The 19,329-nt window shown below is 66.1% G+C and carries 21 protein-coding genes; 12 read left to right on the top strand and 9 right to left on the bottom strand.

Annotation, left to right across the window (positions count from 1 at the left end):
• The first annotated feature begins 36 nt into the window (after positions 1 to 36).
• Positions 37 to 753 (top strand): GntR family transcriptional regulator, encoded by a 717-nt coding sequence (locus AC3WLC_RS19550; protein ID WP_493685579.1) that lies wholly within the window; start codon positions 37 to 39, stop codon positions 751 to 753.
• A gap of 229 nt (positions 754 to 982) precedes the next feature.
• Here the strand turns inward: AC3WLC_RS19550 and AC3WLC_RS19555 are convergent, their stop codons facing one another.
• The gene (locus AC3WLC_RS19555) at positions 983 to 2,323 is read right to left on the bottom strand and encodes an aminotransferase-like domain-containing protein (protein WP_493685580.1); all 1,341 of its coding nucleotides are present in this window, start codon (positions 2,321 to 2,323) and stop codon (positions 983 to 985) included.
• A 114-nt stretch (positions 2,324 to 2,437) separates the two neighbouring features.
• Here AC3WLC_RS19555 and AC3WLC_RS19560 point away from each other — a divergent pair, with 114 nt between their 5' ends.
• The 5 genes from AC3WLC_RS19560 to AC3WLC_RS19580 are packed head-to-tail and all read left to right on the top strand — an operon-like array spanning position 2,438 to position 6,845.
• Positions 2,438 to 3,400: a substrate-binding domain-containing protein gene (locus AC3WLC_RS19560; RefSeq protein ID WP_493686090.1), complete on the top strand. Its 963-nt coding sequence runs from the start codon at positions 2,438 to 2,440 to the stop codon at positions 3,398 to 3,400.
• A complete protein-coding gene (locus AC3WLC_RS19565) occupies positions 3,400 to 4,191 on the top strand; it encodes a deaminated glutathione amidase (protein WP_493685581.1) in 792 nt (263 codons plus the stop codon). Before AC3WLC_RS19560 ends, AC3WLC_RS19565 begins: the two co-directional genes overlap by 1 nt.
• A 43-nt stretch (positions 4,192 to 4,234) precedes the next feature.
• Complete coding sequence (locus AC3WLC_RS19570; protein WP_493685582.1) at positions 4,235 to 5,131, top strand: ABC transporter substrate-binding protein; 897 nt, start codon at positions 4,235 to 4,237, stop codon at positions 5,129 to 5,131.
• 11 nt (positions 5,132 to 5,142) lie between these two features.
• Positions 5,143 to 6,054 carry an amino acid ABC transporter permease gene (locus tag AC3WLC_RS19575; protein WP_493685583.1) on the top strand — a complete coding sequence of 304 codons (912 nt, stop codon included), beginning with the start codon at positions 5,143 to 5,145 and terminating at the stop codon, positions 6,052 to 6,054.
• Positions 6,051 to 6,845, top strand: a complete 795-nt coding sequence (locus AC3WLC_RS19580) for an amino acid ABC transporter ATP-binding protein (protein WP_493685584.1) — start codon at positions 6,051 to 6,053, stop codon at positions 6,843 to 6,845. Before AC3WLC_RS19575 ends, AC3WLC_RS19580 begins: the two co-directional genes overlap by 4 nt.
• A 111-nt stretch (positions 6,846 to 6,956) precedes the next feature.
• Here the strand turns inward: AC3WLC_RS19580 and AC3WLC_RS19585 are convergent, their stop codons facing one another.
• Both AC3WLC_RS19585 and AC3WLC_RS19590 read right to left on the bottom strand, forming a co-directional pair.
• On the bottom strand, positions 6,957 to 9,017 hold the full coding sequence (locus AC3WLC_RS19585) for an ATP-dependent helicase (protein WP_493685585.1): 2,061 nt from the start codon (positions 9,015 to 9,017) through the stop codon (positions 6,957 to 6,959).
• 145 nt (positions 9,018 to 9,162) lie between these two features.
• Complete coding sequence (locus AC3WLC_RS19590) at positions 9,163 to 9,552, bottom strand: iron chaperone (RefSeq protein ID WP_493685586.1); 390 nt, start codon at positions 9,550 to 9,552, stop codon at positions 9,163 to 9,165.
• 224 nt (positions 9,553 to 9,776) lie between these two features.
• Here AC3WLC_RS19590 and AC3WLC_RS19595 point away from each other — a divergent pair, with 224 nt between their 5' ends.
• Entirely contained in the window at positions 9,777 to 10,166 is a 390-nt protein-coding gene (locus tag AC3WLC_RS19595) for a DoxX family protein (protein ID WP_493685587.1), read from the top strand.
• Positions 10,167 to 10,198: 32 nt separating this feature from the next.
• On the opposite strand, the gene AC3WLC_RS19600 is transcribed toward AC3WLC_RS19595, so the two are convergent.
• Positions 10,199 to 10,663, bottom strand: a complete 465-nt coding sequence (locus tag AC3WLC_RS19600) for a MarR family winged helix-turn-helix transcriptional regulator (protein ID WP_493685588.1) — start codon at positions 10,661 to 10,663, stop codon at positions 10,199 to 10,201.
• A 48-nt stretch (positions 10,664 to 10,711) separates the two neighbouring features.
• Here AC3WLC_RS19600 and AC3WLC_RS19605 point away from each other — a divergent pair, with 48 nt between their 5' ends.
• The 5 genes from AC3WLC_RS19605 (at position 10,712) to AC3WLC_RS19625 (ending at position 15,342) form a co-directional block, all read left to right on the top strand.
• Positions 10,712 to 11,167, top strand: a complete 456-nt coding sequence (locus tag AC3WLC_RS19605) for a hypothetical protein (RefSeq protein WP_493685589.1) — start codon at positions 10,712 to 10,714, stop codon at positions 11,165 to 11,167.
• A gap of 139 nt (positions 11,168 to 11,306) precedes the next feature.
• Positions 11,307 to 11,804, top strand: coding sequence for a tripartite tricarboxylate transporter TctB family protein (locus tag AC3WLC_RS19610; RefSeq protein ID WP_493685590.1), 498 nt, complete (start codon positions 11,307 to 11,309; stop codon positions 11,802 to 11,804).
• Positions 11,801 to 13,303: a tripartite tricarboxylate transporter permease gene (locus tag AC3WLC_RS19615; RefSeq protein ID WP_493685591.1), complete on the top strand. Its 1,503-nt coding sequence runs from the start codon at positions 11,801 to 11,803 to the stop codon at positions 13,301 to 13,303. The genes AC3WLC_RS19610 and AC3WLC_RS19615 overlap by 4 nt, the downstream gene beginning before the upstream one ends.
• 26 nt (positions 13,304 to 13,329) lie before the next feature.
• Positions 13,330 to 14,313 carry a Bug family tripartite tricarboxylate transporter substrate binding protein gene (locus AC3WLC_RS19620; RefSeq protein WP_493685592.1) on the top strand — a complete coding sequence of 328 codons (984 nt, stop codon included), beginning with the start codon at positions 13,330 to 13,332 and terminating at the stop codon, positions 14,311 to 14,313.
• A gap of 45 nt (positions 14,314 to 14,358) precedes the next feature.
• A complete protein-coding gene (locus AC3WLC_RS19625) occupies positions 14,359 to 15,342 on the top strand; it encodes a Bug family tripartite tricarboxylate transporter substrate binding protein (RefSeq protein ID WP_493685593.1) in 984 nt (327 codons plus the stop codon).
• Positions 15,343 to 15,627: 285 nt separating this feature from the next.
• Here the strand turns inward: AC3WLC_RS19625 and AC3WLC_RS19630 are convergent, their stop codons facing one another.
• The 5 genes from AC3WLC_RS19630 to AC3WLC_RS19650 all read right to left on the bottom strand — a co-directional run bounded on the left by AC3WLC_RS19630 (position 15,628) and on the right by AC3WLC_RS19650 (position 19,291).
• Positions 15,628 to 15,837, bottom strand: coding sequence for a cold-shock protein (locus tag AC3WLC_RS19630; protein ID WP_493685594.1), 210 nt, complete (start codon positions 15,835 to 15,837; stop codon positions 15,628 to 15,630).
• A gap of 223 nt (positions 15,838 to 16,060) precedes the next feature.
• Positions 16,061 to 16,843, bottom strand: a complete 783-nt coding sequence (locus AC3WLC_RS19635) for an amino acid ABC transporter ATP-binding protein (protein ID WP_493685595.1) — start codon at positions 16,841 to 16,843, stop codon at positions 16,061 to 16,063.
• Positions 16,844 to 16,919: 76 nt separating this feature from the next.
• Positions 16,920 to 17,585: an amino acid ABC transporter permease gene (locus AC3WLC_RS19640; RefSeq protein WP_493685596.1), complete on the bottom strand. Its 666-nt coding sequence runs from the start codon at positions 17,583 to 17,585 to the stop codon at positions 16,920 to 16,922.
• 22 nt (positions 17,586 to 17,607) lie between these two features.
• Positions 17,608 to 18,273 (bottom strand): amino acid ABC transporter permease, encoded by a 666-nt coding sequence (locus AC3WLC_RS19645; RefSeq protein ID WP_493686091.1) that lies wholly within the window; start codon positions 18,271 to 18,273, stop codon positions 17,608 to 17,610.
• A gap of 82 nt (positions 18,274 to 18,355) precedes the next feature.
• Entirely contained in the window at positions 18,356 to 19,291 is a 936-nt protein-coding gene (locus AC3WLC_RS19650) for a transporter substrate-binding domain-containing protein (protein WP_493685597.1), read from the bottom strand.
• Between the last annotated feature and the right edge of the window lie 38 nt (positions 19,292 to 19,329).

Consider the following 19,329-nt stretch of genomic DNA (forward strand, 5'->3'; position numbering starts at 1 on the left):
GTATAATCCGCACCGGCTGGCCGAGGAGTTTGACTCATGGACATCTCGCTCCGGCTTCGCGATCCGATTGCGCCGCAGCTCGTAGCGGCCCTGCGCCAGGCGATCATCGCCAGCGAGCTCAGGCCCGGCGAGGCTCTGTCGGAAAAGGAGATCGCCGGGCGCTTCGGCGTCAGCCGCCAGCCGGTGCGCGAGGCCTTCATCAAGCTCTCCGAGGCCGGGCTGGTGCAGATCCTGCCGAGCCGCGGCACCTTCGTCATGAAGATCTCGATGCGCGAGGTCGCCAATGCCCGCTTCGTGCGCGAAGCGGTCGAATGCGCCCTGGCGCGGGCTGCAAGCCGGCTGATCACCCCTGACGGCGTCGCCCGCCTGCGCCGCCTCATCGCCGAGCAGGCCGCTGCCGCGGGGCGCAGCGATTATTCCGGCTTCACCGTGCTGGACGAGGCCTTTCACCAGGCGATCGCCGAGATCGTCGATTGCGACTATGCCGGCAAGGTGGTCGAGAGCGCCCGCGCCCAGACCGACCGGGTGCGCTATCTCTCGCTGCCCGGCACCTCGCCGATCCCGCTGCTGATCACTCAGCACAATGCCATCGTCGATGCGATCGAGACCGGCGATGCCGACACGGCCGCAACCGCGATGCGCATCCATCTGCGCGAGATCCTCAACGCGCTGCCGCGCATCGCCGCCGAGCACCCGGACCTGTTCGAGGACGAGGAGTTGCCGGCGCATACACGGGCGCCGCGTCAGCGTTAGAGGGGCGGAACCACCCCGTCATTCCGGGGCGCCGCGAAGCGGCGAGCCCGGAACCTATGAACATGACCCTCATCGTCATTGCGAGGAGCGAAGCGACGAAGCAATCCAGGAAGGCGTAGAGCGCTGCCGCCCTGGATTGCTTCGCTACGCTCGCAATGACGGAGGAACATTTCCCGCGCCGTGCTCATGGATTCCGGGCTCATGCCTGCGGCATGCCCCGGAAAGACGGCTATGGTCGGGCATCGCCCAGTTGCGCCGCCTTGATCAGCGCCTCGGCGACGCGTTCATAACCTTCCGCCAGGATCGCGGTCGCGACGCGGACATGCTCGGTTGGCCTCGCCGCGCACTTGCTGCCGGGCAGCACCGCGATGCCATGGGCCGCCAGCGTCACCAGCGCGAACTGCTCGGACGCGACGGGCACCCAGATGCACAGGCCGTCGCTCTCCGGCATGGCGAGGCCTCGTTCAGCGAGGCTGGTGACCAGCGCCTGCCGCCGCTCGGCGTAGATCGCACGTGCCTTGGCGACCTTCCGGCCCGTCTGGGTATCGGTGAGTAGCCAGGCGGTCGCGGCCTGCAGGAGCCGGCTAGTCCAGCCCGAGGAGAAGCTGCGATAGGACTGGATCTGCCGGATCACCATGGCCGGCGCCGACAGCACCGCGATGCGAAGATCCGGCCCAAGCGATTTCGAGAAGGACCGGATATGCACCACCCGTTCCGGCATCGTTGTACCCAGGCTGATCGGCGGATGGATCGAAACGTCGCCCACGCCGTCATCCTCGATCACCAGCGTGTCGCTGTCGGCGAGCACCTGGCCGAGCTCGGCGAGCCGTTTTGGGGTGACATGCTGGCCGGTGACCGAATGGGTACGCGGCTGGAAGATGAAGGTGGAGGGGCGCCGCTCCAGCGCGGCAGCGAGTTCCGAGGGCAGGGGACCTTCAGCATCGCGGCCGACCGGCAGGATCTCGGCGCCGAGATCCTCGATGATGTCGAGCAAACGCATCGCGGTCGGGTCTTCGATCGCGACGCAGGAGCCCGGCAGCACGGTCGCGTGCAGCACCGAATAGACGGCATTGTAGCCGCCATTGGTGGCGAGGAAGGCAGCCGGTTCGTAAGGCCAGTCGGGCGTCACCGCGTCGCGCAGGGCCGGCAGGATCGGCGTGCGCTCATAGCTGTTGAGGTTTTCCGCGCTCGCCGCTTGCGCCAGCGCCTCACGCAGCGGGGGCAGTAGTGCTGCGTCCGGGACCGCCAGCGAGAGATCGAGCGCATCCGGCCCGAAATCGGCGACGCTCGCCATTCGTGTCGGCCGCGGCGTCGCATTGTCGCCGCTGACCCAGGCGCCGCCGCGCCCGCGCCCCGAGACGATCTTCTGCCGCTTCAATTCGCTCCAGGCCTCCGAGACCGTGCCGGGGCTGACACCCAGCCGAAAAGCAAGGTCGCGAACCGTCGGCAGCTTCGTGCCGACTGGCAGCAGGCCGGAGCGGATCATCTGGCTGAGGTCGAGCGCGAGGCCGCGCGCCGTGCGCTGCGTCAGGCGGCTTGCCAGCCAGGAGGCGTCGGGTTCGTCGTTCATCGACTCAAAAAATGAATGTTCAGGAACGTAATAGCGATTGATCAGACAGATTGAACATTTATCGTGCCCCTCGCCCAAGGTTTTTATGTGCAGCGAGGCGATGGCTTGAAACCTGTGATCCGGCTGGCCCTGCGCGACTGGGACTTCATCACGCCGCTGTTGCTCGGCGACCTTGCTTCCGACCGTTTCGACTTGAAGATTGAGCGCCTTGCGTCGTTGCCGGACGACTTCGCCAGCGATCCGCGCTTCGACGCCAGCGAGATCTCGTTCAGCCGCTACACCACCGGCCGCGCCCGCGGCGAGACCGGCGTCGTTGGCATCCCGAATTTCATCATGCGCGGCTTCCGGCATCGCTGTGTTGTCGCCGCCGCCGACAGCAAGCTGACGAGCTTCGAAGAGCTTCGCGGCAAGCGCATCGGCATCGCCGGCTGGCAGGATTCCGGCAACACCTGGACGCGCGCCGCCATGGCCGAGGGCGGCCTTGCCATCGACGACGCTTTCTGGGCGGTGAGCCGCCTCGCCGCCGACCACCCGATCACCGACCGTGTCGGGCGCTATGCCCGTCCGGGCCGGATCGAGGCGCTGCCTGGCCAGCCGCCCTTGCTCGACCTGCTCGCCGCCGGCGAGATCGCGGCCGTGCTGATGCCGTTCATGCCGAAGGGCTTCTTCTCGAAGGGCTCGCGCTTCCGGGCGCTGCTCCCGGATGTCCGCGCGGCCGAGCGCGATTACTTCGCCAAGGTCGGCTACGTGCCCGGCATGCACATCATCGGCCTCAAGCCCGAGATCGCCGCCCGCGAGCCCTGGCTGGCGCAGGCGCTGAGCGATCTGCTCGACGAGAGCCAGCGGATCTGGCTGGAGAAGCGCCGCCGCTACGCTGACACCACGCCCTGGTTGATCGACGAGCTGGTGCGCAGCGGCCATGATCTGCCCGAGAGCTGGAACGAGAGCGGGCTTGCCGCGAACCGGGCGATGATCGCCGCGTTCATCGAGCAGCTGCGCATCCAGAATCTTGCCGAGACCGATCTGACGCCCGAGACCCTGTTCCCGGCCGTGCCTGAGCTGGAAGGAGCCAACTGATGAAAGCCGCGCTCGGACAATTCGCCGTCAGCCGCGAATGGCAGGAAAACCTCGCCACCTCCGTCCGCCTGATGGGTGAGGCCAAGGCCGCGGGCGCCGACCTGCTGCTGCTGCCGGAGGGCATCCTCGCCCGCGACATCACCGACCCCGACATCGTGCTGAAGACGGCGCAGCCGCTCGACGGCCCGTTCATGCAGGGCGTGCTGGAGGCGAGCACGGGCTCGGCGCTGACCACCCTGTTCTGCATCCATGTGCCGAACGGCAAGGGCCGCGTCTTCAACGTCCATGTCGCGGTCCGCGACGGTGCCATCGTCGCCGCCTATCGCAAGCTCCATCTCTACGACGCCTTCTCGGCGCTGGAATCGACCAATGTCGAGCCTGGCAGCGAAGTGCCGCCGCTGCTGGAGATCGCCGGCCTGAAATGCGGGCTGATGACCTGCTATGACGTGCGTTTTCCGGAGCTGGCTCGCCGCCTCGCGCTCGACGGTGCCGACGTGCTGCTGCTGCCGGCGGCCTGGGTCCGCGGCCTCGGCAAGGAGGCACATTGGGATGTGCTGGTTACCGCCCGCGCGCTGGAGAACACCTGCTACGTCGTCGCCACCGGCGAATGCGGCCCGCGCAATATCGGCGCCAGCATGGTGGTCGATCCGCTCGGCGTCGCCATCGCCCGCGCCGGCGAGGCCCCGGCGCTGATCTATGCGCAGATCGATCCCGCCCGCATCGCCGCGGCGCGCGCCGCGCTGCCAGTCCTCGTCAACCGCCGCTTCGCCGGTCCAGAGCTCGCCGCTTAGCGGCGGGCCAACCGAGACAAACGATAACAAGGGGAACGTCGCCATGACCATGATCGTGAAATTCGCCGGAGCTGCCGCGCTGGCTGCGGTACTCCTGCAAAGCCCGGCCTTCGCCCAGGACGCCAATATCAAGATCCCCGAGCAGAAGGTCGACGAGGCCCTGCGCGCCAAATTGCCGGAGGCGATCCGCACCGCCGGCAAGATGATCTCGGTCAACAACGGCTCGTTCCCGCCCTACGAGATCGTCACCGACGCCAAGACCATGACCGGCGCCAGCGCCGAGCTCTCCGACGCCATCGGCCAGCTGCTCGGCGTCAAGATCGAGCATGCGACGGTGAGCGGGCTCGCGGCGGCGCTGAGCGGCATCGCCGCGGGCCGCTTCCAGTTCGCCATGGGGCCGATCGGCGACTTCAAGTCGCGCCAGGAGGCCAACGACTTCGTCGACTATGTCCGCGAATACGTGATTTTCGCGGTCCAGAAGGGCAATCCGAAGGCGATCGCCAGCCTCGACGACACCTGCGGCAAGAAGATCGCGGTGATGTCGGCCGGCTCGGCCGAGAAGGTGATCAAGGCGCAGGCCGAGAAATGCGCCGCCGAGGGCAAGCCCACGCTGGAGGTGATGTCCTTCACCGACCAGCCGACCTCGATCCTCTCGGTCCGCTCCAAGCGCTCGGACGGCTTCTTCTCCTCGCAGGCGCCGCTGACCTATTTCGTCCAGCAGGCCAAGGGCGATCTCGAACTCGCCGCGGTCGGCAAGGCCAACGGCTTCCAGGACCTCTTCCAGGGCGCGGTGGTGCCGAAGGGTTCGCCGCTCGGCGAGGTGCTGGTCTCGGCGATCAAGGTGCTCAAGGCGAACGGCACCTATGAGGCGATCTTCAAGAAATGGGGCATCGAGAACAACATGATCGGCGAGGCCGGCATCAACCTCTCGAAGAACTGAGCGAGCGGGCCATGAGCAGCGCGGCTGAGCCGATGAACGACCGGCAGGCGGCGCTGCGCGACGTCGCCAACGCCCACCGCCCGGCCGAATGGGGGCGCTGGCTGCTCTGGGCCTTCGTGCTCGCAGTCGCCGCCAATTTCGCCTGGATCGTCGCCTGGAACCCGAATTTCGGCTGGCCGGTCGTGGCGCAATGGTTCACGGCCGAGTCGATCCTGAAGGGCCTTTACGTCACACTCGGGCTCACCGTGGTGGCGATGGTGATCGGTGTCGTCATCGGCCTCCTGCTCGCGATCGCGCGGCTCTCCGATGACCGGCTGTTCAGCGGTCTCGCCGGGCTCTTCATCTGGTTCTTCCGCGGCACGCCGCTGCTGGTCCAGCTGATCTTCTGGTATAATCTCTCGACGCTGTTCCCTGAGATCTCGATATCGATCCCGTTCGGGCCGACGCTGATCAGCTGGCACACCAACGACCTGATTACGCCGATGACGGCGGCGATCGCCGGCCTCTCGCTCAACGAGGCCGCCTATATGGCCGAGATTATCCGCGGCGGCCTGCTCTCGGTCGACAAGGGCCAGACCGAGGCGAGCGACGCCTTCGGCATGACGCGCGCGAGGGCGCTGCGCCGGGTCATCATCCCGCAGGCGATGCGCTCGATCGTGCCGCCGACCGGCAACCAGCTGATCAGCATGATCAAGGCGACCTCGCTGGTCAGCGTCATCGCCATGGCCGATCTGCTCTATTCGGTGCAGGCGGTCTACAACCGCACCTTCGAGGTCGTCCCGATGCTGATGGTCGCGGTGATCTGGTATCTCGTCATCACCACCGTCCTGAACATCGGCCAGGGCTTCATCGAGCGCTACTATGCCCGCGGCGAGCGCGGCGCGACGCAGGCAGCGCCGGTCATCGCGGAGGCGACGCCATGAGCCGGATCGCGAGCGAGGGGGCGCCGCTGGTCAGCGCCCGCAATGTCCACAAATCCTTCGGCCATAACGAAGTGCTGAAGGGCATCGATCTCGACGTCATGCCGGGCGAGGTCGTCGTCGTGCTCGGCCCGTCGGGCTCGGGCAAGTCGACTTTCCTGCGCTGCATCAACCATCTCGAAGCGATCGATCGCGGCTCGATCATGGTCGCCGGCGAGCAGATCGGCTACCGGCTCAATGGCGAGCGGCTGGTCAGACTGTCGCCTCGGGCGATCGCGGCGCAGCGCCGCCAGATCGGCATGGTCTTCCAGCAGTTCAATCTCTACCCGCACATGACGGCGCTGGAGAACATCATCGAGGCGCCGGTCGGCGTCCATGGTCACTCCCGCAAGGAGGCGACCGACTATGCCATGGAGCTGCTCGCCCGCATCGGGCTGACCGAGAAGGCAAACGCCTATCCGCGCCAGCTCTCCGGCGGCCAGCAGCAGCGCGTGGCCATCGCCCGGGCGCTGGCGATCCGGCCGAAGCTGATGCTGTTCGACGAGCCGACCTCGGCGCTCGATCCTGAGCTCGTCGGCGAGGTGCTTTCGACGATGCGCGATCTCGCCGGCCAAGGCCTGACCATGATCGTCGTCACGCATGAGATCGGCTTTGCCCGCGAGGCGGCCGACCGCGTCGTCTTCATGGATGGCGGCCTCGTCGTCGAGCAGGGGAGGCCGGAGGAGGTGCTCGCAAACCCGAGCCATCCGCGCACCCGCCTCTTCCTCAGCCGCTTCATCCGCGAAGCGGCCTGAGCCGGCGCCTATAGCATCGGACCGAAAAGTGGAATCCACTTTTCGGAACAATCCGATGCGATAACAATGTGATAGATCATCGTGACCGCGTCCGGTCGGACGCGCGATGATCTAGCGCCACATGCCGCGCATCTTGGCGCGCACGTCGATCTTCGGGCCGGAGGAGGCCGGGCGTGCGTCGGCCGGCGCCGCCAGCGGCCAGGCGCGCCGCTGGAAATGCTTCAGGAGGTTGTTCGGGATGAAGCGCGTGCGCGCCGCATAGACGTGCCGGTCGCCGGTCGATGACTGGCCATGCGTGAAGAAGCGCTGCGGCACCATCAGATGCAGGTCGTCCTTGGCGCGTGTCATCGCGACATAGAGCAGCCGGCGCTCCTCCTCGATCTCGTCCTTGGCGCCGGCGCCGAGATCGATCGGGATGCAGCCGTCGACGACGTTCATCACGAAGACCGATTTCCATTCCTGCCCCTTGGCCGAATGGATGGTCGAGAGGATCAGATAATCCTCGTCGAGATGCGGCACGCCGGCCTGGTCGCTGGTGGCGTCGGGCGGGTCGAGCGTCAATTCGGTCAGGAAGCGCTCGCGCGAGGGATAGCCGCCGGCGATCTGCTCGAGCTGGAGGAGGTCGGCCTGGCGCGTCGTCGCATCCTCATGGATGCGCTCCAGATGCGGTTCATACCAGAGCCTTGCCCGCTCGATCTCGGCCGGCCAGCCCGATCTGCCTGAGCGCAGCGCCTCGATCGCCTCGACGAAGGCGGCCCAGTCGTCTCCGGCGCGGGCCGGAGCGGGCGCATCGCGCAGGGCTTCCGCCCCGTCCGGCGCCTGCGCCAGATGCTCGATGACGCGCTGGGCCGAGGTCGGCCCGACGCCGGGCATGAGCTGCATGACGCGGAAGGCCGAGACCCGGTCGCGCGGGTTCTCGACGAAGCGCAGCAGCGCGAGCAGGTCCTTGACGTGGGCGGCGTCGAGGAATTTCAGCCCGCCGAACTTCACGAACGGGATGTTCCGGCGCGTCAGCTCGATTTCGAGTGGACCGCTATGGTGGGAGGCGCGGAAGAGCACGGCCTGCTGTTTCAGCGCCGCGCCGGCCTCGCGGTTCTCCAGCACCTTTTCGGCGATGAAGCGGGCCTGGTCGGCCTCGTCGCGGACATTGACCAGCTCGGGCGTGGCACCGGCGGCACGGTCGGTCCACAGGTTCTTGGTGAAGCGCTCGGCCGCAAGGTCGATCACCGCGTTGGCGGCGCCGAGGATGGCCTGCGTCGAGCGATAGTTCTGGTCGAGCGTGATCACTTCGGCCGGCGGAGAGAAGGCGAGCGGGAAGTCGAGGATGTTGCGGACGGTCGCGGCACGGAAGGAATAGATCGACTGCGCATCGTCGCCGACCACGGTCAGCCCACGGCCATCGGGCTTCAGCGCCAGCAGGATCGACGATTGCAGCCGGTTGGTGTCCTGGTATTCGTCGACCATGACATGGTCGAAGCGCGCCCCGACATCGGCGGCGAGATCGGCATCGGTCATTGCCTGCGCCCAGTAGAGCAGCAGATCGTCGTAATCGAGGACGTTCTGCTGCTGCTTGGCTTCGACGTAGGCCGCAAAGAGCTGCTTCAGCTCCTCGGCCCAGGCGATGCACCAGGGATAGGATAGGCGCAGGACATCCTCGATCGGCTGCTCGGCGTTGACGCAACGCGAATAGATCGAGAGGCAGGTGCCCTTGGTCGGAAAGCGCGCCTCGGTCTTCGAGAAGCCGAGCTCGTGCCGGACCAGATTCATCAGGTCGGCGGCATCCTCGCGATCATGGATGGTGAAGGCGGGATCGAGCCCGATCTGCTCGGCGAGGTCGCGTAGCAGCCGGGCGCCGACGCCGTGGAAAGTGCCGGCCCATTTCAGCGCATCGACGACGACCCCGGCGCCATCGCCCATCACCTTGCGGGCGATGCGCTCGACGCGGCGGATCATCTCGGAGGCGGCCCGGCGCGAGAAGGTCATCAGCAGGATGCGCCGCGGATCGGCGCCGCAGACGAGGAGGTGGGCGACGCGATGCGCCAGCGTGTTGGTCTTGCCCGAGCCGGCGCCGGCGATGATCAGCACCGGCGGGGCGGGGGCCGCATCGCCGCCATGCGATACCGCCCGCCGCTGCGCCGGGTTGAGACTGTCGAGATAAACGTGCGCGTTCATGCGTGATTCGACCTGTGCTCACGAACGGGAACATAACATGCACGTTCGAGGCAACGTCGAATGACTCCGGCAGAGCAAGAGGCAAGGAGACTGTCGTCGCCGAGGTCCCTCGCGCATTGCAGCGCGGTTGGCGATCAACGAGCCGTCACGCCTTCCCGCGCTTCTTCCCGGCCTGTTCGAGGTTATAGCGCGCGTGGAGCGTCGCCATTTTCTCGATGAGCGCGAGCGGCAGCTCCTCCTTCTTCGGCAGCTTCAGGGCCGATTTCGTCTTGGCGTAGCGCGCGAGCTCGTCCTTGAACGTCTCGAAGGACGGGATCGGCGGCGGGCAGGAGAGCGAGTAGTGGTCCTTGTGGGCCGAGACATAGAAGATCCAGCCGCCATTATGGCGAAAGGCCGGGATCTGGTAGCTGATCACGCCTTCCACCTCTGGAACAGCTCGTTTGATCGCGTCGCATATGGCTCGCACGCCGGCCTTGTTCTCGTCGCTGAGGCTGGCCAGGTAGTCGTCGATCGTCTTGAAGTCGGTCAGAGCCATCGGGTTCTCCTCGGTTCAGATGCGCTCGCGTCGCGGTTCTTGGCGGGCCGTTCGGTTCGGCCAGCAGCCACGGCGGGGTGGCGACGCGATCGAGCCTCGCACGACCGCTTCCATCACGCGTCAGTAAGAGTCTCGCGCTCGGAGAGGGGCGGGCCGCAGGATCATTCCTGTCATGCAATGGCGCCCGGTGAGCTTTGCTGGCCCTGATATCGAGGGAGCGTTTGATGAACACGACTGCCATGCTTTGGACGGGCCGCGTCCTGACCGGGCTTTTCGCCCTCTTCATGCTGGGCGCGTCGATCTCGCCCAAGCTGCTGCGCCTGCCGGTCGCCGAAGAAACGATGGCGCAGCTCGGCTGGCCGGCCGGCTATGCCTTCATGATCGGCCTGATCGAGCTGGCCTGCCTTGTGCTCTATCTCGTCCCGCGCACGGCGCTGCTGGGGGCGATCCTGATGATGGGGCTGCTGGGTGGCGCGATGGCGACGCAGATCCGGGTCGGAAGCCCGCTCTTCAGCCATGTGCTCTTCAGCCTCTATCTCGGCCTGTTCATGTGGGGCGGACTGTGGCTCCGCGACGGGCGGTTGCGGGCCCTGTTCCCGGTTGTCCGGATGTAGCGCGCATAGCGGGGCGGCTCGGAAACGCCCGGCTAGCCGCCTTCCAACTCGCTGGCGCGCTCCAGCGCGAGCGCGGTGCCTTTCTCGACGAAGCCTGCGATCAGCTCGAGCTCCTCGGCGCTGTATTGCCGCATCAGCGCAGCCGAACGCTCGCCCATTGGCGCGAAAAGCTCCTGAAGTGGCCTGATTGCCTCCGGCACGATCCGGACGATGACCTTGCGACGATCCTGCGGGTCCGCTGCCCGTTCGACATAACCCTTCCTGGCGAGGCGATCGATCAGGCCGGTCACGGCGCCGCTGGTCAGCTTCGTGTGCTCCATAATCTGCCCGGCCGTCACGGGACCGGCGAGCAGGATCATGTCGAGACATTCGAGATCGACCGAGGCGAGCCCGGCTCGTTTGGCGACTGCCTGGCTGTGCAGGGCGCTTGCCGCGCCCATGCGGCGCAGGACCGTCGTCAGGCGCGCGATCGCCTCGTCTTGACTTGAAGGTGCCATCTGTCTCATATCTTAGTTACTAAGATAATTAGTAAGTGAGGTAAAATCATGGATGCGATCGTCCTGTCTACGGCGTTGACGGCTCTCCTGGCCAATATCGGGCTGGGTGGTGGAATCTTCGAGCATAGCGTTGTCGACCGGGCCTGGCCGCGCAAGCCCGAGATCATCCAGCCAAGGAAGGGAGGGATCAGCCGCGCCTGGTTCTGGATCCCGGCTCACACCGCCTTCGAACTCGCCCTGCTCGTCACGCTCTACCTGGGTTGGAGCAATGCAGGGGTCCGCCAAGCCCTGCTCATGGCACTTGCCGCGCATGCGGCGCTGCGGCTCTGGTCGGCCTTCGACATGATCCCGAAAGCGATTGCCTTCGAGAAGGCGGAAACGGTCGATGAAGCCGCGGCCCGCGATTGGACGAAACGCAGCCTGATGCGATTGCCGCTGGCGCTGCTCACCAGCCTGGCCACGCTGGCGGCTTTCGGCGCCGCTTGCAGCCTGAATCTGGGCTGAGTCCACCAAGCTCCCAAACGTCGGCGCGCAGGTGCTGCAGATTGACAATGTTTTGCATATAAGACAGAAATTCATATACAAATTAAAAACGCGGCGCCCGGCTCCGATCCGAAGGCGCCCGTCGCGCCGGGGAGAAGCGATGAGCCCGCTGAACGACAGCGACGCGCGAGCCGCCGTGGCGCCGCCCGAGCCAGCGCCGGCATCGGGCGCGAACGATGTGCTCCTCGGCCTGCTCTTCGCCGCGATCGGGGCGGCCGCGCTCTTTATCGGCCGCGACTATGTCTTCGGCACCAGCCTGCGCATGGGGCCTGGCTTCCTGCCGCGCATCGTCGCCGGCGGCCTCGTCCTGCTCGGGCTCGTACTCGTCCTCCGCGGCATCCTCGCCGGCGGCTGGGCGCTTCCCGTCATCGGCTGGCGGCCGATCCTCCTGATCTCGCTCGCCGTGATCGTCTTCGCCGCGACGATCGACCGGCTCGGCCTCTTCGTCGCGAGCCTTCTCAGCGTGGCGATCGGCACCTGCGCGGCGCAGGAGATCCGCTGGAAGGAATTGCCCTTCGTCGCGCTCGGGCTCGCGGCCTTCTGCACCATCCTGTTCGGCTATCTCCTGAAGATCTCGATGCCGGTCTGGCCGCAATGAGCGAGATCGTCCAATCGCTGGCGCTCGGCTTCGGCGTCGCAGCTTCGCTGAGCAATCTCTGGTACTGCTTCCTCGGCGCGCTGATCGGCACGCTGATCGGCGTCCTGCCCGGCATCGGCCCGATCGCGACCATGGCGATGCTGCTGCCGCTGACCTATTACCTGCAGCCGACCGAAGCGTTGATCATGCTCGCCGGCATCTATTACGGCGCGCAATATGGCGGCTCGACCACCGCCGTGCTGATGCGCCTGCCGGGCGAATCCTCCTCCGTCGTCACCTGCCTCGACGGCTATGCCATGGCGCGCAAGGGCCGCGCCGGCACTGCGCTCGCGACCGCGGCGCTCGCCTCCTTCTTCGCCGGCACGGTCGTCACATTGCTGATCGCGGTCGCCAGCCCGGCGCTGACCGAGCTCGCGCAGAAATTCGGCCCGGCCGAATATTTCTCGCTGATGGCGCTCGGCCTCGTCGCCGCCGTCGTCTTCGCGCAGGGCTCGCCCTTGCGCGCGGTCGGTGCGATCTTCCTCGGCCTGCTGCTCGGTTTGATCGGCGCCGACGTCAACACCGGCTTCGACCGCTTCACCTTCGACCGGCCGGAATTGCGCGACGGCATCGGCGTCGTCGTTGTCTCGATGGGTCTGTTCGGCATCGCCGAGATCATGCTCAACCTCTCCGGCGGACCGGAGGACCAGGGCGAGCGCACCAGGCTGTCGCGGCTCTGGCTGACCAAGGAGGATTTCCGGGCGGCCTGGCCGGCGACCTTGCGCGGCACCGGGATTGGCGCGCTGCTCGGCATCCTGCCCGGCGGTGGCGCCATGCTTGGCTCCTTCGCCTCCTATGCCGTGGAGAAGCGGATCTCGGATACGCCGGAGCGCTTCGGCGAGGGCGCGATCGAGGGCGTCGCCGGGCCGGAAGCGGCCAACAATGCCGGCGCGCAATCCTCCTTCATCCCGATGCTGGCGCTCGGCATCCCCGGCAATTCGGTGATGGCGATGATGGCCGGCGCCATGCTGATCCATGGCATCGCGCCGAGCCCTAATCTCGCTTCGACCCAGCCGCAGCTGTTCTGGGGGCTGATCGCCAGCATGTGGTTCGGCAACCTGATGCTGCTCGTCATCAACCTTCCGCTGATCGGGCTGTGGGTGAAGCTGCTCGCCGCACCCTACCGCATGCTGTTCCCGGCGATCCTGCTGTTCTGCTGCATCGGCATCTACACGGTGAACAACAGCGCCTTCGAGGTCGGCCTCGTCGCGCTGTTCGGTCTGCTCGGCGTGGTGCTGGCCAAGCTCGAATGCCCGCTGGCGCCCCTCGTGCTCGCCTTCATCCTGGGGCCGATGATGGAGGAGAACCTGCGCCGCGCCATGCTGCTCTCGCGCGGCGACCCGGCGATCTTCCTGTCGCGACCGATCAGCCTGGGATTGCTGATCGCCTGCGCGCTGGTGATCGCCCTGCTGCTGATGCCGAATTTCCGCCGGGCCCGCGAGGCAGCGACGGAAGCCTGAGTTTATTGGGAAAGGGGAGGACGACGATGATGAAACCCAGTAGGCGCAGCGCGCTCGGCCTCATCGCCGCCGCCTCCCTCATGGCCCTGCCGCAGGTGGCCAGGGCTCAGGTCTATCCGACCAAGCCGGTGAAGATCATCGTGCCCTTCGCCGCCGGTGGGCGGGCCGACGCGCTGGCGCGCATGCTGGCGCAGGGCCTGCAGGAGCAGATGGGCCAGCCCTTCGTCGTCGAGAACCGCGGCGGCGCCAGCGGCAGCCTCGGCTCCGACCTTGTCGCCAAGGCGCCGCCCGACGGCTACACCCTGCTGCTCGCCTCGACCGGTACGCAGGCCATCCTGCCGAAGATCACCACCAAGCTGCCGTATGACGCCGATCGCGACTTCACGCCGATCGCGCTGATGGTCGAGAGCTACAGCTTCATCGGCGTGCATCCTGGTGTGAAGGCGAGCAACCTCAAGGAGTTCGTCGATCTCGCGCGCGCCAAGCCGGGCGAGTTCAACTATGCCAGCTCCGGCGTCGGCACCTACAACCACTTCGCCGGCGAGTTCTTCAACATCGCCGCCGGCTCGAAGATCACCCATATCGCCTATCGCGGCAGCGGCCCCTCGGTGAACGATCTCGTCGCCGGCCATGTCCAGATGATGATCGGCGGCGAGTTCATCGAGGTCGCGCAGGCCGGCAAGGTCCGCATCCTCGCGACGACCAATCCGCAGCGCTGGCCGGGCCTGCCGGATATCCCGACCATGAAAGAGGCCGGCCTAGCCGAGTTCTCGGCGCCGCCGCTCTGGTTCGGCCTGCTCGGGCCAGGCGGCATGCCGCGCGATCTGGTCGAGAAGCTCAACCAGGCCGCCAACAAGGCGATGAGCGACCCGAAGACCGTCGAGCGGGTCAAGGCGGCGGCGAGCATCGTGCGAACCGAGAGCGCCGACGCCTTCGCCAGCCTGATCAAGGCCGAGCAGAAGGCCTTCGGCGACGTCGCCAGGCAGACCAACATGAAGTTCGAGGAGTAACCGGACGGACGATCCGGAGGACTCGGCGAGACAGGGGAGGACGCGATGCTCAAGGGACAACTGACGCGCCGCATGGCGATGGTGCTCGCCGCTGCGGGAGCGCTCGGCGCGAGCGTGATCGAGGCGGCCGCGCAGGCCTATCCGGCCAAACCGGTGAAGATCATCGTGCCGTTCGCGCCGGGCGGGCGCGTCGAGGGCATCGCCCGCTTGCTCGCCAACAGCATGAGCATCGATCTTGGCCAACCCTTCGTCGTCGAGAGCCGCGCCGGTGCCGGCGGCGCGATCGGCTCCGACTTCGTCGCCAAGGCGGCACCCGACGGCTACACGCTTCTGCTGGTCTCGGCCGGCACCCACGCGATCCTGCCCAATGTCGACAAGAAGCTGCCCTATGACTCGGTGAAGGATTTCACACCGATCGCCAATCTCGTCGAGGGCTTCACCTTCCTCGGCGCGCATCCGTCGGTCGAAGCCAAGACGGTCGCCGAGCTCGTCGCGCTGGCGAAGGCCAACCCCGGCACGATCGGCTTCGCGACCTCCGGCATTGGCACCTACGGCCATTTCGCCGGCGAGCTGCTCAAGATCTCCTCCGGCGCCGACCTGATGCACGTGCCCTATCGCGGCAGCGGCCCGGCGCTCAACGACATCGCGGCCGGCCATGTCCCGCTGATGATGGCGGGCGAGCTGGTCGAGCTCGCCAAGGCCGGCAAGGTGCGCATCCTCGCGACCACCAATGAGCGGCGCTGGTTCGAACTGCCTGACGTCCCGACGATGAAGGAGAGCGGCTTCCCGCAATTCACCGCCCATTCCTGGATCGGGCTCGCAGGTCCCGCCGGCATGAACCCCGAGATCGTCGCCAAGCTCAACACGGCCGCAGGCAAGGCGCTGGCCGATCCGAAGGCGCAGGACCAGCTCAAGACGCTCGGCGTCCTGCCGAACTTCTCAAGCCCGGCCGAATTCGCTGCGCGCATCGCCGCCGATCGCGCTGTCTATGCCGAGATCGTCGCCAAGGCGAACCTCACGTTCCAGTAGGAGAGCGGCACCCTATATTGCTTCGACAAGTGCTTCGCCTGCTCCTGGCTGGCGCGTGCGAGGAGAGCCTCCAGCTCTGCGATTGCCGTTGGCGGTAGCCGCAGAGCAATTCGCTTCCGCCTCGGTTGCGAAGGTGATCACCGAGTTCAACATCGGGTCTGAACTGACCTCGATCGTCATTATCCCGACGATTGGAATCTCGATGATCTGCTTTTCCGCCATGCAGAGTGCCGATGTTCGTGGTCTTACGTCAGGCAGGCGAGGCTCTCTGCTGAGGCCCGCGGGTTATTCGACCTGCAAGTTATCCGCCGAAGACTTGCCCGAGCGTTTGTCTGCAACAATTTCATACGAAATCTTTTGGCCGTCGCGCAGCTCCCGCAGGCCAGCACGCTCGACCGCACTGATATGGACGAACACGTCCTGACCGCCGCCATCGGGTTGAATGAAGCCGTAGCCCTTTGTTGCGTTGAACCATTTCACAGTTCCGGTAGCCATCAACGCCCTCCTTGTTGGCGACACAAGAATGGCCGTCGTCAGCTCGCGAAGCAAGCCGGGCCGTGCGGATCAGGTTTGCCGACGATGCCGGGCTTCGCCTGATCCCCAAGCTCCCATCGAGGTTCCACCCGGCTCGTTCAAACCAAGGAGGGCCGCCTCCGGTTAACTCCTGAACGTCCGCATTGCGCGTCGCGTTCCAGCCACCGGCCCTGTTCAAACGGCCTCAGCGGCTAAAAATGCCATGGAAGCGGCCAAGGAAGCTGCGCAAGCGCTCGTTCTGCGGATTGTCGAAGACTTCGGAGGGCTTGCCCGCCTGCGCGACCCGGCCCTGGTCGAGGAACAGGACATGGTGCGAGACCTCGCGGACGAAGAGCATCTCATGGCTGACGAGCAGCATGGTCATGCCGGATTCGGCGAGCGTCTGCATGACGCCGAGCACCTCGGCCACCAGCTCCGGATCGAGCGCCGAGGTGACCTCGTCGAACAGCAGCAGGCGCGGCTGCATCGCGACCGCGCGCGCGATCGCGACGCGCTGCTGCTGGCCGCCCGAGAGCTGGTAGGGATAGTGGTCGCGACGCTCGGCGAGGCCAACGCGCCCGAGCCAATGGTCGGCGATCTCCTTTGCCTCGGCCGCGCCCTTGCCCTGCACCTTGGTCAGCCCGAGCATGACGTTCTGCCCGGCGGTCAGATGCGGGAACAGGTTGAACTGCTGGAAGACCATGCCAATACGGGCGCGCTGGGCCGAGATCTTCGTTTCGCTCAGGCGCTTTCGGGCCTCCCCTGCCATTCGGTAACCGATCGGGTCGCCGTCGAGCAGGATCTCGCCGCCATCGTGCTCCTCCAGCAGGTTGACGCAGCGCAGGAAGGTGGTCTTGCCCGAGCCGGAGGCGCCGATCAGCGAGACGACCTGCCCCTGCCTGACGGTGAGGTCGATGCCCTTCAGCACCTCGATCTTGCCGAAATGCTTGCGGACATTGGTGGCCTGAAGCAGGGCAGTCTCGGTCATCGGTAGTCGCTTCCCGTTCCAAGTTTTCAGAGCAACTCCGGACGCAAAACCGCTACGCACTTTTGCTGGAGCGGCTCTAGTACCGCAGATAGGAGGTCTTGCGTTCCAGCAGCGCGCCGAGCTGCGCCAGTGTGAAGTTGATGATCAGATAGAGAACCACTGTCAGCAGGTAGAACTCGATGATCATGTAGTTGCGCGCCATCTGCTGCTGGGCTGCCAGCAGCAATTCGACGACGCCGATGATCGAGAGCAGCGTCGTGCCCTTGACGATTTCAAGGCCGGTATTGACCCAGGGCGGCAGCATGCGGCGGAAAGCCTGCGGCAGGATCACGTAGTACAATCGCTTGCCGAAGGTCAGGCCGATGGCCTTGGCGGCCTCCATCTGCCCCGCCGGCACGGATTCGACGGCGCCGCGGAAATTCTCGGCGACATGGGCCGTGGCAAAGGCGCCGAGCGCGATCACGCCGGCCCAGAAGGCAGCGATGTTCACGCCGAACAGGGCAAGCCCGTAATAGGTGAACAGGATCAGCACGAGCACCGGTATGCCGCGCATCAGGTCGACATAGAGCCTAGCCAGCAGCCTCAGCCACCACCAGCCATAGGAGAGCGCGACCCCCATCAGGATGCCGCAGACCGTCGCCATGACGATGCTCAGCGCCGAGCTCAGCATGGTCACGCCGAGCCCGGAGAGCAGCGAGGCGCGGGCCTGCCAGGCCTCGAACCAGAAAGTGCCGGGAGCCATCGAGAAATCCATCGCGTGCCCCCTAGCGGATCGAGGCGTAGCGGCGCTCGACCAAGCGCAGCACGAAAGCGATGAGATAAGCGGTGACGAGATAGAGCGCGCTCGCGGTGAGCCAGACCTCCATCACCCGGAAGGTGTTGGCGTTGATCTGCCGGGCGACGAAGGTCAGTTCCGGCACGGCGATCGCGGCCGCGAGCGAGGTGTCCTTGAACAGCGAGATCAGGTTGTTGCTGACCGCCGGCAGGGTGATGCGGAACATCACTGGCAGCACGACATAGGCCTGGCGCTGCCAGGGCCGCAGGCCGATCGCCTTGGCCGCCTCGACATATTGCTTCGGGATCGAGGACAGGCCGGCGCGGAAGACCTCGGACATGTAGGCGCCGGCATAGAGCGAGAGCGAGAGCACGAAGCTCTGGGTCTTGTTCAGGAAGGTGACGTCGAATTCCGGCAGGCCGAAATAGAGGAAGAAGATCAGCAGCAGCAACGGCGTGCAGCGGATGAACTCGACATAGGCCCAGACCGGCACGGAGAGCCATTTCTTGCCGGAGAGCCGGGCATAGGCGGTCAGGATGCCGATGACACAGCCGATCGCCAGCGAGATCACCGCCAGCCAGAGGCCCAGGACAAGCGCGTCGACGAGCTTGTCCCAGTTCCGTGCGATGACGGGCCAGTCGAAATGATAGTCGATCATGTCTGTCGCGAAGATCCCGAAAGCGGCGGGCCGCAGAGGCGGCCCGCCATCGCCACGTTGCGATCAGGCAAATGCGGGATCAGGCGAATTCCTGCGGGAAACCGACCTTCGGGATCGGCAGCTCGATGCCGAACCACTTCTTGTAGGAGGCGGCGAAATAGTCGAAATCGACGCCCATCATCGCTTCCTTGTAAGCGGTGTTGACCCAGTTCAGCCAGGTCGGGTCGCCGGGCTTCACCGCCGAGGCATAGGAATTCGGCATCCAGCCGAAGCCGGAATCGACGAAGCGACCGGGCGCCTGCTGCATCAGCCAGCGCATCGCCGACTGATCCTGCATCGAGGCGTCGATGCGGCGGGCGTTCAGCGCTTGCATCGCCGAGTCCGGGCTGTCGAAGGCATCGACCTTGGCGCCCGGCAGCGCCTTGTGGATCCACTCCTCCAGGAAAACGTTCTGCATGCCGCCGACGGCGACCTCCTTGCCGGCCGCCTTCAGCTCGTCATAGTTCTTGTACTTGCCGCCGCGGGCCAGCATCAGCAGGCCGACGCCTTCGCGATAATAGGGAATGGTGAAGTCGACCTGCTGGGCCCGGCCGGGCGTGACCGTCATCCATTGCACGACGATGTCGACCTTGTCGGTGACGAGGCTCGGGATGCGAGCGTCGGAGCCCTGCAGCACGAACTCGACCTTCTCGTAATCGTCGAACAGGCCCTTGGCGAGCAGCCGGGCGAGGTCGATGTCCATGCCGACGAGCTTGCCGCTGGCGTCCTGGAAATGCCAGGGCGGATTGGTGCTGCCGGTGCCGACGATCAGCTTGCCGCGTTCCTTGACGGCGTAGAGCTTGCTCTTGGCCACCGTCTGGGCCTGGGCCGAGGCAGGGGTGAGCAGCCCGCTTGCTGCCGCGCCGATCGCAGCGCCGGCGAGGCCGAGGCCGAACAGGCTGCGGCGCTCCAGCGTCAGGCCCTCGTCCTTGGGGGGAGTGGCGCCGTCCAAAGTTCCGTCGTCATGAATGCCCATCACGAACTCCCCTCTTTGATCCACGTGCCCTGCAGCGT

It is taken from the genome of Allobosea sp. GW821-FHT03A12, assembly GCF_058986765.1.

Bases quoted from the DNA above. Each gene is read 5' to 3' on its own strand.
- AC3WLC_RS19550 (WP_493685579.1), top strand. From the start codon at position 37: ATGGACATCTCGCTCCGGCTTCGCGATCCGATTGCGCCGCAGCTCGTA.
- AC3WLC_RS19555 (WP_493685580.1), bottom strand. From the start codon at position 2,323: ATGAACGACGAACCCGACGCCTCCTGGCTGGCAAGCCGCCTGACGCAG.
- AC3WLC_RS19565 (WP_493685581.1), top strand. From the start codon at position 3,400: ATGAAAGCCGCGCTCGGACAATTCGCCGTCAGCCGCGAATGGCAGGAA.
- AC3WLC_RS19570 (WP_493685582.1), top strand. From the start codon at position 4,235: ATGACCATGATCGTGAAATTCGCCGGAGCTGCCGCGCTGGCTGCGGTA.
- AC3WLC_RS19575 (WP_493685583.1), top strand. From the start codon at position 5,143: ATGAGCAGCGCGGCTGAGCCGATGAACGACCGGCAGGCGGCGCTGCGC.
- AC3WLC_RS19580 (WP_493685584.1), top strand. From the start codon at position 6,051: ATGAGCCGGATCGCGAGCGAGGGGGCGCCGCTGGTCAGCGCCCGCAAT.
- AC3WLC_RS19585 (WP_493685585.1), bottom strand. From the start codon at position 9,017: ATGAACGCGCACGTTTATCTCGACAGTCTCAACCCGGCGCAGCGGCGG.
- AC3WLC_RS19590 (WP_493685586.1), bottom strand. From the start codon at position 9,552: ATGGCTCTGACCGACTTCAAGACGATCGACGACTACCTGGCCAGCCTC.
- AC3WLC_RS19595 (WP_493685587.1), top strand. From the start codon at position 9,777: ATGAACACGACTGCCATGCTTTGGACGGGCCGCGTCCTGACCGGGCTT.
- AC3WLC_RS19600 (WP_493685588.1), bottom strand. From the start codon at position 10,663: ATGGCACCTTCAAGTCAAGACGAGGCGATCGCGCGCCTGACGACGGTC.
- AC3WLC_RS19605 (WP_493685589.1), top strand. From the start codon at position 10,712: ATGGATGCGATCGTCCTGTCTACGGCGTTGACGGCTCTCCTGGCCAAT.
- AC3WLC_RS19610 (WP_493685590.1), top strand. From the start codon at position 11,307: ATGAGCCCGCTGAACGACAGCGACGCGCGAGCCGCCGTGGCGCCGCCC.
- AC3WLC_RS19615 (WP_493685591.1), top strand. From the start codon at position 11,801: ATGAGCGAGATCGTCCAATCGCTGGCGCTCGGCTTCGGCGTCGCAGCT.
- AC3WLC_RS19620 (WP_493685592.1), top strand. From the start codon at position 13,330: ATGATGAAACCCAGTAGGCGCAGCGCGCTCGGCCTCATCGCCGCCGCC.
- AC3WLC_RS19625 (WP_493685593.1), top strand. From the start codon at position 14,359: ATGCTCAAGGGACAACTGACGCGCCGCATGGCGATGGTGCTCGCCGCT.
- AC3WLC_RS19630 (WP_493685594.1), bottom strand. From the start codon at position 15,837: ATGGCTACCGGAACTGTGAAATGGTTCAACGCAACAAAGGGCTACGGC.
- AC3WLC_RS19635 (WP_493685595.1), bottom strand. From the start codon at position 16,843: ATGACCGAGACTGCCCTGCTTCAGGCCACCAATGTCCGCAAGCATTTC.
- AC3WLC_RS19640 (WP_493685596.1), bottom strand. From the start codon at position 17,585: ATGGCTCCCGGCACTTTCTGGTTCGAGGCCTGGCAGGCCCGCGCCTCG.
- AC3WLC_RS19650 (WP_493685597.1), bottom strand. From the start codon at position 19,291: ATGGGCATTCATGACGACGGAACTTTGGACGGCGCCACTCCCCCCAAG.